This window comes from Streptosporangium sp. NPDC005286, assembly GCF_040607515.1.
Lineage (GTDB): Bacteria > Actinomycetota > Actinomycetes > Streptosporangiales > Streptosporangiaceae > Streptosporangium.
Genome location: NZ_JBEXGU010000094.1, coordinates 1 through 13,655 on the forward strand (window position 1 = coordinate 1; position 13,655 = coordinate 13,655).

Genomic DNA, 13,655 nt, shown 5'->3' on the forward strand with positions numbered 1-13,655 from the left:
CGGGGAGCCGCCGGCCACGCCGCCTTCGGCCACGGTGTGCACCACTGCCTCGGGGCGCCGCTGGCGCGGATGGAGATGCGCATCGCCTTCCCGGCACTGCTGCGCCGCTTCCCCGGCCTCGCCCTGGCCGACCCGGACGAGCAGGTGGACTTCCGGGTCTTCAGCATCGTGTACGGCTTGAACTCGCTGGCGGTGACCTGGTAAGCGGACGGCCGCCCGCCCAATAGCTCTACGACACCCCCGAGACGACTGTCCAGCAGATCGCCGACCTGTTCGGCGTGCCCCGGTCGACGTGTACGGGCACCTGAGGCGGACGTCGTCGTGACCGTGCGATTCCCCCTCGCCGAAGGCATGCCGAGCCGGCTCCATGCATCGGACGGCGCACCACCGCACCGTGGGACATCGCGGGAGCCCCACCAGCCTGGTCCGCCAGATGTGGAATCGCCAATCGCCACCTGTGACTTCGAACCGAAGCCGCTCACAACGCAAGGAGGATCTCATGAACATGCCAGATCGATTTGACGAGGAGGCTGAGATGCAAACTCAAACGACCAAAACGTTCCAGCACGCGACGGACGAGAAGCCGACCACCGTCGCACGAAGCGGCTGGAACTGGAGCCGGATCCGCCCCATCGCCTTTTGGGCCACCACGTTTGTAATCGTCTTCGAGTTGACTGCTGGATCGGTGTGGAACCTTCTACCGATCGAATGGGTGGAAGTCCAGTTGCGCCACCTGAGATACCCGCACTACTTCGCCTACATTCTAGGCGTGTGGCAGGCCGGTGCGGCCGTCGCGATCATCGCGCCCAGGCTCCCGCTGATCAAGGAATGGGCGTACGCGGGTGCCTTTTTCCTGTGGTCGAGTGCCGTGGCGTCGCATCTGATAGTCGGCGACGGGCTTCAGACGTGGGGGGTGCCGCTGATCTTCGGGACGTGCGCCATCGCGTCGTGGGTGCTGAGGCCTGCCGACCGTCGGCTCCCGGAGACGCGGCTCCGTCGGGACCGCCCTGCCAACGCTGGACAAAATGGGGCCGGTCCGCCGAAAACCCGTCCTCGCGCTTGGGCCGTTCCGATCGGGCTCCTCGTTGTTCTGTATGCCGTTTCGTTCCTCACGCTGCCCGCGGCCGAAGCCATGACGCACGAGTGGGCAGTTGAGAACGGCTGGATCGACGAGTAGCGGCCTTGAAGGTCTCGACGTCTCGCCGACACATGGTTCCGAGAACACCAGCCCGCTGACACAGCGGTAGCAGCCGTCGTCATCGGCCATCCTCTCGCCGACGCAGTCCTTGCCGTCGATGAACTTGAGGCCTTGCCCCCGGAGGGGGCGACGCCGTGGATGCGGGTGTCCTGGCCGTAGTCGACGAGCAATACGCCCAGGTTGGCACCTTGAGCTCGGAACTGGTCTCTTTCGGCCGGATGCTGTCCACCCGGACCAGACCCTTCTTGCCGTCACTGTCGACCGGCGACTGCACCTGGACGTACTCGCGGATGGCGTCTTTGTACGAGAAGACCGGCTGCGTCAGCCCGCCGGAGATTTCGATCGTCGGCTTCGCCGCCGCGGTGGCCACCCCGGGTGTGGCCACCCCGGCCAGCGCCGTGCCCCCCACTCGCCGGAAGACCCGCGGCATCCGGACCCTGTTGTTCTTGGTACTCAAGATGCCACGTCCCAGGTGACCGGGAGGCTCTTGACTCCGTAGATGTCCGCGGTCTCCAGGCGAAGGGCAACCTCTTCAGCCGGTACGGCCAGCCGTAGCGTGGGGAAGCGGGTGAGCAGCGCGGGGAAGGCGACCCGCATCTCGACGCGGGCCAGCTGCTGCCCCAGGCACTGGTGGATGCCGTGGCCGAAGGCCAGGTGCCCGCCCTCCTGCCTGCGCAGGTCGAGCACGTGGGGGTCGGTGAAGCGCTCGGGGTCGCGGTTGGCGGTGGCGTACGACAGGATGACCGTCGAACCGGCCTTGATGGTCTGGCCGCCCAGCTCGACGTCCTCCAGTGCGACCCTCGGGAACTGCTTGGCGACGCTCAGATACCGCAGCAGCTCCTCCACGGCCCGGTCGGTGAGCGCGGGCTCGGTGCGCAGCGCGGCCAGCTGCTCCGGGTTCTGCAGCAGCGCGAAGGTACCCAGCGCCAGCATGTTCGCGGTGGTGTCGAACCCGGCCGACAGCAGGATCAGGGCGATCCCCCGCAGTTCCTCATCGGTCAGGTCGCTGTCGAGCAGGTCGCTGAGCACGTCGTCGGTGGGGTTGGCGCGCTTGGCGGCCACCAGCTCCGCGAGGTAGTCCTGGGTCGCGGTGTAGGCCGCGATCAGTTCCTCGTCGCCGACCTCCCCGCCGAGGAACTTGTCGATGTGCCCCTGGAAGGAGCCCCGGTCCTCGTACGGCACGCCCAGCAGCTCACAGATGATGATGGAGGGGATGGGCTTGGCGAACGCGGTCACCAGGTCCGCCGACGGCCCGGCCTTCTCCATCGCGTCCAGGTGCTCGGCGGTGACCTGCTCGACGCGCTCGGTGAGCTGTCGCATCCGCCGTACGGTGAACTTGCCCACCAGCGGTTTGCGATAGCGCCCGTGCTGCGGCTCGTCCATGAGGAGGAACTCGCCGGGCGGCGCCGGAGGCACCTCGATCTCGCCGAGGTCGACCAGCGGGTGGTGGCGCATGAGCTCCTTGCGTGAGCTGAACCGAGGGTCGGCCAGGACCGCCCGGACCAGGTCGTAGCCGGTGACCAGCCAGCCCTCGTGTCCGTCGGGGAAGGGGAAGCGGCTGATCGGGCCGTGCTCGCGGGCCTGGATCAGCTCCTTGGGCGGGTCGAAGGGACAGCCGGGCCGGCGCGCGGTCGGCAGCGTGGTGATGGTGTGTTCCATGGTCATTCCTCTCATCGGCCTAGGATGAAGTCGCGATAGTACGTGTTTGGCGTGGCTCGAAAGCTGCATTGCACTCAGAATTCCTGTCAGCCACAGGAAGTGCATTCAGGCAGGTGATTAGCGCTGATTGCTGCGCCGCGAGAAGAAGCGTGGCCGCCCGATCGACTTCGGTGAGGAGCGGAAACGGCGGTACCGCGGCCGCAACGTCGTCGAACGGTGCTTCAACCGTCTCAAGAGATGGCGCGGAATCGCGATGCGCAACTACCGCGCCGCGATCCGCCTCTCCGCCACGCTGATCTGGATCAAGAAAGACTCGATCGACACGGCCCTAGGAGATCTTGCGGCGGTAGGTGTTCATGGCGAAGGCGTACGCGACGATGAGGATGCCGACACACCAGGCCAGGGCGATCCAGATGTCGGTGCCGACCGGCTGCTGGGTGTAGAGGTCGCGGATGGCGTTGACGATGGAGGTCACCGGCTGGTGCTCGGCGAAGACGCGCACCGGGCCGGGCATGGTGTCGGTGGGCACGAATGCCGAGCTGAGGAACGGCAGGAAGATGAGCGGGTAGGAGAATGCGCTCGCGCCGTCCACGGACTTCGCGGACAGACCGGCGATGACGGCGAGCCACGTCAACGCCAGGGTGAACAGGATCAGCATGCCGGCGACCGCGAGCCACGCCGGCACTCCCGCCCCCGAGCGGAAACCCATGAGCAGGGCGACGAGCACGACGACCACGAGCGAGATCAGATTGGCGACCAGCGAGGTCAGCACGTGCGCCCACAGCACGGACGAGCGTGCGATCGGCATGGACTGCAAGCGCTCGAAGATGCCGCTCTTCATGTCCAGGAACAGCCGGAAGGCGGTGTAGGCGATGCCCGAGGCAACCGTGATGAGCAGAATGCCAGGCAGCAGGTAGTTCACATACGAAACCGGCCCCGTGTTGATCGCACCGCCGAACACGTAGACGAACAACAGCAGCATGGCGATCGGCGTGATCGCGGTCGTGACGATGGTGTCCACGCTGCGCGTGATGTGGCGCAGGGATCGTCCCAGCAGGACGGCGGTGTCGCCGAAGAAATGCTTGCTCATCGCTGTTCCTTACGCGTCCGTGCCGACGCTGTGGTCATGGCCGGCGTCGCCGTCTTGCCGCCGGCACCGACGAGGGTGAGGAAGACGTCCTCGAGGGTCGGCTGCTTCTCGACGTATTCGACCTTGGCGGGCGGCAGCAGCTGCTTGAGCTCGGCCAGGGTACCGTTGACGATGATCCGCCCCTCGTGCAGGATCGCGATCCGGTCGGCGAGCTGTTCGGCCTCGTCCAGATACTGCGTCGTGAGCAGCACCGTCGTACCGTGCTCGGCGAGTTCCCTGACGGCCTGCCACACCTCGATGCGCGCCTGGGGGTCCAGGCCGGTCGTCGGCTCGTCGAGGAAGATGACCGGCGGATTGCCGATGAGGCTCATCGCGATGTCCAGGCGGCGGCGCATGCCACCCGAATACGTCGACACCCTGCGCGCGCCCGCGTCGGTCAGCGAGAAACGCCTCAGCAGGTCATCGGCGATCCTGCCGGGATCCTTGAGGTGCCGCAACCGGGCGACCAGCACGAGGTTCTCCCGCCCGCTGAGAATCTCATCGACGGCCGCGAACTGTCCGGTGAGGCTGATGGACTCCCGCACGTCCGCAGCCTGCATGGCGACATCGAAGCCGTTGACGCCGGCCGTGCCCGCGTCCGCCTTGAGCAGCGTGGACAGGATTCTCACGACCGTGGTCTTGCCCGCCCCGTTCGAGCCGAGCAGGGCGAAGATGCTGCCTCGCGCCACGTCGAAGTCCACGCCGCGCAGCACCCGCAGCTCCTTGTACGACTTCTCCAGACCCTGCACATGGATCGCCTGGGCTTGCTGTGTCGTCATCAGACGGTCCTCTCTTCTCTTCCGGTGTCCTCGCCGGCGGCGCGCTCGATGGCGCTGGTGAACCGTTCCCGCTCCCGGCTGATGTACCGCCCCACGGAGTAGTTCTGCACAAACGCCTCGACGAACTCCACGGGGTCCTCCCCGAAGATCTCGCGGATCGGGGTTCCATCCGCCGCGCTCTGCTCGAACAGATCGGCAAGGTCCTCGAACATCGAAGCCGCATCGGCGCCGTCCCCCGGCCCGAAGTGCATCAGGTACCGCTCCAGCGCTTCGACTGCCGTGCGATAGTTCTCGGGAAGCACTCTGATCCGCGCCTTGTACTGCCGCCAGCGCCTCTTGTCCTCGAGCGGCCCGGTGACCACCTCCAGGTACTGCAGGTAGCGCCTCTTCGGCTCGGCCGGCTCTGTGGCCATGTCTACGTACCTCCTTCGCGGAGCTGTTCGAGCCGTTCCGTGAGGAAGCTCCAGGTCCTCCAGAACTCTTCGAGATACTCCCGTCCCTGAGCGTTCAGGGAATACACCTTGCGCGGCGGCCCCTTCTCGGACGGGACCTTCTCCACGTCGACGAGGCCGCGCCGCTCGACCCTGACCAGCAGCGCGTAGACCGTGCCCTCGGCGATGTCGGAGAAGCCCTGATCCCGCAGCCACGCCGTGATCTCGTAGCCGTACGCGGGCCGGCCGGACAGGATCGCCAGGATGATGCCCTCCAGCGTTCCCTTGAGCATCTCCGTCACCTGCTTGCCCATGGACCCCCTTCGGCTACCCAGTTATACTGACTACTGGTACATAGTAACACTGAATAGCGACGGCGCAAGCCCCGTGGGGCCCCGGTAGCAATGAAGAAATTTCCAACGAAGTAGCCTCTGACCTGCGGCAACGGAGGCATTTGATTGCCTGTGGCGGGTTGACGATCACTGCCGCTACGTTCGTTACGGTTTCGTCCGGTACGGCACGTGGGGTGGTGCGTTGTCGGAGAAGATGTTCTCTGAAGAGCAGTTGGAGCAGCTGCGCTCGTTCCCGGAGATCAGCACAGACTTGAAGTCCCTGACGGCCTGCCGGGGTCGCGGGCGTGGGCGGTGGCCGAATCCTTCGGCGTCGAGGCGGACCTGCTCAACGACGACCGGACCGGCCGGGCATTGGACGCGATCGCCCCACCTCGATCACCTCGCGGGATCGGTCGGTCTGGCCGCGGAGGGAGCTGGCGGCGCCGGCCGGTGTGAGCATCGACTACTACGTACGCCTGGAACGCGGCAAGGAGACCCATCCGAGCCCCTCCGTGGTCGAGGCGCTGGCCGACGCGCTCCGCCTCAACGAGGAGGAGCGCGGCTTCCTGCGCGAGCTGGCGACGCGGGCGGCGCGGCGTGCGCCCGAGCCCTGTCCCCTGCCGTCGCAGCGAGTCCGTCCGACCGTCACGCAGCTTCTGGAGACGCTCCGGCCCAACCCGGCGTACGTCGTGAGCCGCACCAACGACCTGCTGGCGGCCAATCCCGGCGGGCTGCGGCTGCTCCACGGCATCGCCGACTGGCCGGAGCGGCAGCGGAACACCGTCCGGTACACCTTCCTGCACCCGGCTGCACATGTGACCGTCGGCGGCGTTCAGGCCGCGAGATGGGGCTGCTGACGGGGCGGCGAGAACCGACGAAGTCGGCCTTCGCACTGATGCTCAAGTGACGCGGTCGACTACGTTGCCAGGGCGGTGAAGGTCCCGGCCTGGACCTGGCGTTCTACGAGTGGGACGGACGTACCGGCAAGGACCACCGTACTGACATCCGCAAGTTCACCGGGTTCCGCGAATTGGCCGCGAAGCTCCGGGGTGCCCGGGAGTTCGCGGCCAGCAGTGTCTCCTAGCGGGTGGCGACCCGGTAGTCGTACTTGATGTGGGTAAGGAAGAAGTCCCGGACGTCCTCGGCGAGCAGCTCTGGCACCTCCATCGCGGCGAAGTGGCCGCCGCGCTCGAACTCCGACCAGTGCCTGATGTCGTACAGCCGCTCGGCCAGCGGTCGCACCGACTGCGTGATGTCGTGCGCGAACACCGCCACGCCAACCGGTACCGGGCACGGCTCGATCCGCCGCGGAGCCTCGCGGTGCAGCCGCGCCGAGGAAGCCGCGGTGGCGGTCAGCCAGTACAGCGAGATGTCGGTGAGCATCCGCTCGTCACTGATCTGCGAGCGAGGGTCCGTCCACTGTGCGAAGCGCTCGGCGATCCAGGCCAGCTGGCCGACCGGCGAGTCGGTCAGCGCGTAGCCGATGGTCTGCGGGGTGGTGGCCTGCAGAGCCTGGTACGGCGGACGATTCGCCATCAGCTGCCTGACCTTGTCCAGCCGAGCCTCATCCGTTTCGGACAGTTCGATGTCGGCGTCCGGGACCGGCCGGGTCGGCAGGTAGTTGACGTGCACCCCGACGACCTGCTCGGGCGCCACCGCGCCGAGCGCCGTTGAGATGCCCGAGCCGAAGTCACCCCCCTGCGCGCCATAGCGCTCGTACCCGAGACGGCGCATCAGCTCAGCCCAGGCCCGCGCGACCCGGACGATATCCCAGCCGCGCTCGTGGGTCGGCCCGGAGAAGCCGTACCCCGGGATGGACGGAAGCACCAGGTGGAAGTCGCGCGACAGCGGCTCGATCACGTCGAGGAACTCCAGGAACGAACCGGGCCAGCCGTGGGTGAGGATCAGCGCGAGCGCGTCCGGTTTCGAAGACCGGACGTGGACGAAGTGGATGTTCTGGCCGTCGATCTCGGTGGTGAAGTGCGGAAGCTCGTTGAGCTTGGCCTCATGCTCGCGCCAGTCGTAGCCGGTGCGCCAGTATTCGGCCAGTTCCTTGAGCCGCGCCAGCGGGAAGCCGTAGTCCCACCCGGCGTCGGCGACCTCGTTGGGCCAACGGGTGCGGGAGAGCCGGTCGGTCAGGTCGTCGAGGTCGGCCTGGGGGACGTCGATACGGAACGGCTTGATCATGGTCTTAACTCCAGGGAAATTCATTCGGCGCCCAAATGTTCGGACGACGGGCGACGACGAGCTGCGAGGTGAGCTTCGACATGGATTTGCACGCGGCCCGAGCGGCCTGCGGCCGGAGTGAAAATCTCGGTGAGCTCGTAAGGCAGGACGAGGTGGGGCTGCCGTGCAGGAACACCACTGGCGACTCCCCCTGCCCGGTCTCTGTGCAGGCGAGGTAGGAGTCGATGACGGCGACAGTGTGCATGATCATTATGTCCTTCGATGAGTTGCGTGTCGGACTCTAGATCTACACACTCTCAACCGTCAACGTTCCAACCAATATCATCGCAACCGTCACTGAAAGAACCATTGGCCTGCTAGCATCACACCAAGAGGTGAGGCTCGTGCCCGGCCAGGCAAGGAACGTCGACGACGACGCGCTGCATGCGACCACCGGCCACCTGATGCGCCGCGTGTTCACCGCTCATGCCGTGCAGGACGAGCCATAGTCGCGCGATTTCGTGGTGCTCGACATCCCCGCCGGACGCCATCTCACAGCAGGATCTCGCCCACCGGCTCGGCATCAACCGTACGATCATGGTCAGGCTGCTCGATCGGCTCCAGGAGCCTGGCCATGTCATCCGCACCCGCGACCCGGCCAACCGCCGCACCTATGTGCTGTCCCTGACCGAGGCGGGCCGTACCGCCCTGGACGGCATGCGCCACGCCGTCGCCGACCGCGACGCCCGGCTCACCAGTGCCCTCAGCACACCCGAACGGCGACGCCTCACCGCGCTGCCGACCAGGCTCGTCGCCGACGACGGGCCATCCACCATCCACAGCATCGAGCATCTGATAGCTCAAGCCCACTACCGGCTGCGCCACCTCGGGGATCACCAGCTCGCGGCGCACGGCCTGCGCACCCGCCACTTCGCCTTGCTGCCAGTAGGGCCAGCGCCTCTGCCGTCAGCGCAAAGCCAATCGGCGGATCGCGGTATTCCAAACCTGGTTACGCGGCGCTACTTCGACCGCTAAGGACATGGTCGAGCGAAGGCCCCTTCGCTTCGTCAGCTCGGTGGTCTGCCATCGTGGGGAGCGTGCCCGACACGGCGGGCGTTGCTGGTGCCGCAGTCCAGGCACACCACCCGGTCCCGCAGCTCGCCGTCTTGCTCCCAGACCTCACTGGCGACATTGCTCTGATCTTCGCCGCAGAAGAAACAGTTCCCCTCGCGACCCTTCAGGCGCCGCATCGCATGCAACTGCTCGCCCTCATGGTGCTGGTAGCCCAGCCAGCCGCACCCAGAGCACTCCCACCACAGTTCGTGCCTGGGCTGTGGTTCCTGACCGCCCCAAAGGTTGCGGCGATGCAGCACCTGCAGAGCCGTCAGCTTCCGCTGGCAGCGTACGCATTCCGGGCTCACGGGGTGGAGCTTGCGGGGTTCGCGCAGTGCCATCACCGGGGTCCGGCCGGTGACCGTGAGGGAGTCACGCGCTTGGAAGATGAGCAGCGACATGCGGAACTCACCACTCCTGGCCTCGATGTTGGTCGGCACTCCGGGAACATCTCTTAGCACGGTGACGTCCCAACCGGCGGACGTGAGCAGAAACCTGGCGCCCTCCACCGGATCAACACCCGGCTCACCGCTCATGGCGTGCTGGACGTGCACGGAATAGGAAAACCGCAGCGGTTCCTCCCAATAGGTGATAGCCGGCGCCCCTGGTAGCGCCACCTCCAGGTCCTGATCTCCAGTCAGCTCCACGACGACCGACCGGACCTGGCCGCGCAGCCACCGAGCCGCCCGATCCAGCTCCTCGCGCGCACCCGGGATCTTCGTCATCACCACATCCCAACATCGGAGCGTTCGCCGCGCCTCACCGGCGAACCCGTACATACTCCCAAGCCCGACGCCGAGCTCTTCGTTTCACCGTTCAGCCAGGGCCGGCACCGGGCGAGTTCAGGAGGAATCCGGTGGCGGTCGCGCAGATCGACGGCACCACGGTGGCCTGAGCCGCACGGTCGACAGGATGGCGAGCCGGTGCTGGGGTCCCTGCCAGTCAGGTCCAGGCAGGGGCGCGGCGCAAGCACGGCTCCGTACGAGGCCATGTTCGTGGTGGACAACGGCAGCGGGGTCACCAATTCAAAGCCGCTGGTCAGAGCTGTCGATGGCTTCCGCGCGGCCCGTTTCAGGCGCCTGCCAGTGCCGGCCCCCTGAAGGGAGGGTTACGGCTCGAATATGCAGGGATAAGTCCGACGCGATAACGATCAACAGCCCGCTTCTGCGGGTCGGCGTGATCGATCGGGCCGACGTCCAGGAAGCCCGCCGGACAGCCCTCAGCCTCCGTGCGCACCTGGTCGTCCTTGCCGAACAGGCGGACGATACCGGTGCGAGGGGTGATGGAGACCGTCGTCGAGCCGCAGGCGCGCGCACTTCTCAGCGCGGGCGCCGACACCCAGCAGCGTGAAGATGATGGCCGCGTGCGCACCATCCGTCCTTGAAGACGGTGAAACTTTCATCCAAGGACGCGGGCCAGGGACTCGGCTCTGCGGTGGTCGTACGGTGCGGCCAGGCGTTCGGCGGTCACCATCGCCTGCTCGGCCGCCCGCCTGGCCTGCCTTCGCCCGCCCAGGGCGGCCAGGATCAGCGCGAGGGCCCAGCCGATCCGGGCGGCGGCGCCGGGGTTGCGGGCGGCGTACCGGGAGAGGTGCCCGAGCAGGAGGGGAGCCACGGTCCGGTCCTGCCCCACGTCCCCGAGCAGCTCGGCGAGGCCGGTCCAGCACTCCAGCATGCCGGGCTGCACCGCCGGCAGCCGCTCGGCCAGCGTCAGCGCCTCGGCCAGCGCCGCAGGCGCCCGCGCCGGGTCCAGGCGGGCCGCGATGGTGAGCAGGCGCAGCTCCTGGATCGTGCGGCTCGCCGGGCTGTCGCGCAGGCCGATCTCCTTCGCGTGCGTACGCCGCCGCTCGTGCGAGGCGCGAGCGGCCGCCAGCAGCTCCCGGATCCGCTCCACCGGCACCCCGTCCAGGCGCAACAGCGCTTCCGCCCGGCCGGTCAGGCACCAGTGGCGGCCGATGTCGTCCCCGCCCACCCGCGCGACCGCCAGCTCCTCCGTCTCCGCGTACCCGGTGGCCGCCGCGGCGAACTCGCCCTGCCACAGCGCGGTCTCGGCGAGCATGCCGGCGCAGTTCTCGGCCACCCGCGGGTCGATCGTCCGCGACCGTCCCTCCGTGAACGACCGCCTGGCGTCCTCGAAACGGCCCGCGTGGAGCAGGTCGATTCCGCGGGCCAGCCGGGCCCGGTGCACGGCCTCGTCCGGGTGGTCGATGCAGGAAAGTGCCTGGTCGGCGAGGCTGCCGTAGCGGGTGGCGATCCGGTGGCGGCCGACGAGGCGGGCGATGGTGGCGAAGTTCGCGTAGGACTCGGCGCGCAGGGCGGGGTCGGTGCCGCGGTCGGCGGCGTTGAGCTGGCGCAGCGAGGTCACCAGCATCACGGGGAGGTCCTGCTGGTGGTAGGCGAGCCGGGCGAGCAAGGTCAGCGCCTGCGCGGCCTCGGCCTCGTCCGTACGGGGTACGGGGAGGAGACGGCGGGCGGCCGTGATCGGCAGGAGGCGGTGGGCGGCCTGGCGGGCGGCGGCGGTCAGGAGAGCGGTCGCGAGGTCGGTGGGGGTGGTGGGGAGTGGCTCGCCGAGCGTGTCGAGGGCGGCGCGGGCCAGGCGGGTGGCGGCGCGTTCCCTGGCGAGCTGGTGGGAGCTCACCGCGGCCATCCGGAGCAGGCGGGCCCGCAGGCGCAGGTCTTCCGGAGGGCGGTCGAGATGCTCGCGGACGATCGCCACCGACTCCTCGTACAGGCGCAATCGCAGGCACAACGTCCAGTAGTGGTCCAGGAAGCGCAGCTGCCCGGACACCCGCCAGGCCAGGCGGATGTTGTCCATCTCGACGCCGAGCACGCGGACGACCTCGGCGTCCGAGCCGTCCTGGAGCGCGGTGGCGTGCCGGTCGAGGAGGCGGGCGTAATGGCGGGCGTGCCGTTCGCGTACCCCCGGGTCCTCCAAATGGGCGGCGGCGAGCTGCTTGATGAGAGGGTGGAGGGTGTACCGGCCGGACGGGGTGAGCTGCAGCATGCTGTGGTCGACCAGGTGGACCAGCACCTCAGGGCTGGTTCCGGCGACCTCCAGGGCCGCGCGCAGGGTGCAGCCGCCGCCGAACACCGACAACGCCGCCAGCGCCGCCCGCCTCGCCGGGTCGAGCAGCCGCCAGGACGTCTCGAAGACCGTACGCATGCTCGCGTGCCTGGACCGTGCGGCGGGCCCGGCCGTGGAGAGCAGCCCCGTGTCCACGCCGAGGCGTTCGGCCAGGTCGGCGCACGGCACGGCACGCAGCAGGCCGGCCGCCAGCTCGATCGCCAACGGCAGTCCGCCGGTCGCGGCGCAGATCGCGGCCACCAGCGGGGCCTCGCGCTCGGGGTCGAACCCCGGCCGGGCCTTGAGCGCCCGCACGACGAACAACGCCTCGGCGGCCGACTCGGCAAGCCCCTCCACCGGGACGATCACCTGCCCGGGCACGTCCAGCCGCCGCCGGCTGGTCGCCAGCACCCGCACGCCCGGCGCCACCCGCAGGATCTCCGCGATCACCCCGTCGAAGGACGGCAGATGTTCGAGATTGTCGAGCACCAGTAGCGTCGAGCGACCGGCGAGGGCGGCGAGCAGCAGCTCGGCGGCGGGCCGCGGCGGCGAGAGGTTCACGCCGAGCCGGCGCGCGAGCGTCGTCACAGCCGCCTCCGCCCGCACCCCGACAAAAGACACGAACGCGACATCCGTCGAGGAGGGGGACGCGGCGTCGTGCTCACCGGGCTTCGCGGAGGAGGGGGAGGCGACGTTGCGCTCACCGGCTCGCGCGGAGGATAGGGACGCGCTGTCGTGCTTCCCGGTCCCCGTGGAGGAGAGGGGCGCGGCATCCCGGTCCCCGGCCTCCGCCGCGGCGATGGCCAGGCGGGTCTTGCCGATGCCACCCGGGCCCGACAGGGTGATCAGGCGTTCCCGGGACAGCAGGGCACGTAGGCGGCGGATGTCGGACTCGCGGCCGACCAGCTCCGACCCGGGGACCGGCAGGGCAGCCCGGCGGGCGGTCGCGGGCCGGGGCGTGAGGTCCTGGCGGAGCGCGCGGGTCTCGGGTGCGGGATCGATGCCCAGCTCGCGCGCCAGCCGCAGGCGCAGCTCCTCGTGGCAGGCCAGGGCCGCGGCCCGGTTCCCGGTCCTGGCCAGGGAGGCGATCAGCACCCGGTGGGCCTCCTCGTCGTACGGGTCCAGCTCCGTCACGATCCTGGCCAGCCGTACGACGTGTTCGGAGGCGGCGGGCCCGGCGCGTACGAGCAGCTCGCGCAGCACCAGCCGGGCCCGCTGCCGCTCGCACTCCAGCCACCCGGCGAACGCGGGCGCGTCCCCGAAGGAGAGACCGTCGAGGAACTCCCCGCGCCACAACCGGAGCGCCCCCGCCACCGTCGGGTCCCGAGTGAGCTGCCGGTAGTCCACGAAGCAGTCGTCGTCGGCGCGGAAGCCGACGTGGTCGCGGGTGATGTCGAGCCAGCCGCCCACGTCCTTGCGCAGCTCCGACAGCGCCAGCCGCAGGCTGCCTCTGGCGTTGGCGTCGGGACGCTCGCCCCACAGCAGCCCCGCGAGCTCGGCCCGCGAGCGCGCCCCCGGCGTGGTGGCGAGGTAGCAGAGGAGTGCCCGGGTCTTAGCGGAACGGATCCGCACCGGACTTCCCCCGACAGCTAGCTCGGGCGTGCCGAGCAGCAGCAGGCTGAAGGAGTCTCCCATATGAAGACAGTAGGCGCGTGCCTGCCGCCCGACTGTGTCAGAAGGCACGGAGATCGTGTGCTCTATGCCATTGACCTGCGATCTAACGATGTGCTCACGCTGCGTCCGCGACTCTGATGCCGCGTTTCGCGACGGTCGCGAAACGTCAGC

13 protein-coding genes and 1 pseudogene are annotated in these 13,655 nt (G+C 68.6%); 6 read left to right on the plus strand and 8 right to left on the minus strand.

From position 1 onward, the window contains the following. The 3 genes from ABZU75_RS28560 to ABZU75_RS28570 form a co-directional block, all read left to right on the plus strand. On the plus strand, nt 1-204 hold a 204-nt coding region (locus ABZU75_RS28560), incomplete at its 5' end, for a cytochrome P450 (RefSeq protein WP_355560512.1). Between the two features lie 295 nt (nt 205-499). Next, nucleotides 500-1,177 carry a DoxX family protein gene (locus tag ABZU75_RS28565; protein ID WP_355560515.1) on the plus strand — a complete coding sequence of 226 codons (678 nt, stop codon included), beginning with the start codon at nt 500-502 and terminating at the stop codon, nt 1,175-1,177. A gap of 209 nt (nt 1,178-1,386) precedes the next feature. Next, on the plus strand, nt 1,387-1,674 hold the full coding sequence (locus tag ABZU75_RS28570) for a hypothetical protein (protein WP_355560518.1): 288 nt from the start codon (nt 1,387-1,389) through the stop codon (nt 1,672-1,674). Here ABZU75_RS28570 and ABZU75_RS28575 read toward each other — a convergent pair. After that, nucleotides 1,652-2,857 carry a cytochrome P450 gene (locus tag ABZU75_RS28575; protein ID WP_355560521.1) on the minus strand — a complete coding sequence of 402 codons (1,206 nt, stop codon included), beginning with the start codon at nt 2,855-2,857 and terminating at the stop codon, nt 1,652-1,654. The two genes, ABZU75_RS28570 and ABZU75_RS28575, sit on opposite strands and share 23 nt — an antisense overlap. 181 nt (nt 2,858-3,038) lie before the next feature. Between ABZU75_RS28575 and ABZU75_RS28580 the strand changes: the two are divergent. After that, nucleotides 3,039-3,161 (plus strand): annotated as a pseudogene (locus ABZU75_RS28580) (IS5/IS1182 family transposase); the annotation flags it as partial. 24 nt (nt 3,162-3,185) lie between these two features. Here ABZU75_RS28580 and ABZU75_RS28585 read toward each other — a convergent pair. The 4 genes from ABZU75_RS28585 to ABZU75_RS28600 are packed head-to-tail and all read right to left on the minus strand — an operon-like array spanning nt 3,186 to nt 5,510. After that, a complete protein-coding gene (locus ABZU75_RS28585; protein WP_355560524.1) occupies nt 3,186-3,947 on the minus strand; it encodes an ABC transporter permease in 762 nt (253 codons plus the stop codon). Next, the gene (locus tag ABZU75_RS28590; RefSeq protein ID WP_355560527.1) at nt 3,944-4,765 is read right to left on the minus strand and encodes an ATP-binding cassette domain-containing protein; all 822 of its coding nucleotides are present in this window, start codon (nt 4,763-4,765) and stop codon (nt 3,944-3,946) included. Before ABZU75_RS28590 ends, ABZU75_RS28585 begins: the two co-directional genes overlap by 4 nt. Further along, on the minus strand, nt 4,765-5,178 hold the full coding sequence (locus tag ABZU75_RS28595) for a DUF1048 domain-containing protein (protein WP_355560530.1): 414 nt from the start codon (nt 5,176-5,178) through the stop codon (nt 4,765-4,767). Before ABZU75_RS28595 ends, ABZU75_RS28590 begins: the two co-directional genes overlap by 1 nt. 2 nt (nt 5,179-5,180) lie before the next feature. Next, on the minus strand, nt 5,181-5,510 hold the full coding sequence (locus tag ABZU75_RS28600) for a PadR family transcriptional regulator (protein WP_355560533.1): 330 nt from the start codon (nt 5,508-5,510) through the stop codon (nt 5,181-5,183). 323 nt (nt 5,511-5,833) lie between these two features. Between ABZU75_RS28600 and ABZU75_RS28605 the strand changes: the two genes are divergently transcribed. Further along, a complete protein-coding gene (locus ABZU75_RS28605; protein ID WP_355560536.1) occupies nt 5,834-6,385 on the plus strand; it encodes a helix-turn-helix transcriptional regulator in 552 nt (183 codons plus the stop codon). A 223-nt stretch (nt 6,386-6,608) separates the two neighbouring features. Here the strand turns inward: ABZU75_RS28605 and ABZU75_RS28610 are convergent, their stop codons facing one another. Then, a complete protein-coding gene (locus ABZU75_RS28610) occupies nt 6,609-7,715 on the minus strand; it encodes an epoxide hydrolase family protein (RefSeq protein WP_355560539.1) in 1,107 nt (368 codons plus the stop codon). A gap of 465 nt (nt 7,716-8,180) precedes the next feature. On the opposite strand from ABZU75_RS28610, the gene ABZU75_RS28615 reads away from it, so the two are divergent. Next, nucleotides 8,181-8,729 carry a MarR family transcriptional regulator gene (locus ABZU75_RS28615; protein WP_355560542.1) on the plus strand — a complete coding sequence of 183 codons (549 nt, stop codon included), beginning with the start codon at nt 8,181-8,183 and terminating at the stop codon, nt 8,727-8,729. A gap of 32 nt (nt 8,730-8,761) precedes the next feature. Here the strand turns inward: ABZU75_RS28615 and ABZU75_RS28620 are convergent, their stop codons facing one another. Both ABZU75_RS28620 and ABZU75_RS28625 read right to left on the minus strand, forming a co-directional pair. Then, entirely contained in the window at nt 8,762-9,532 is a 771-nt protein-coding gene (locus ABZU75_RS28620) for a hypothetical protein (protein WP_355560545.1), read from the minus strand. Nucleotides 9,533-10,205: 673 nt separating this feature from the next. Beyond that, complete coding sequence (locus ABZU75_RS28625; protein WP_355560547.1) at nt 10,206-13,505, minus strand: BTAD domain-containing putative transcriptional regulator; 3,300 nt, start codon at nt 13,503-13,505, stop codon at nt 10,206-10,208. Between the last annotated feature and the right edge of the window lie 150 nt (nt 13,506-13,655).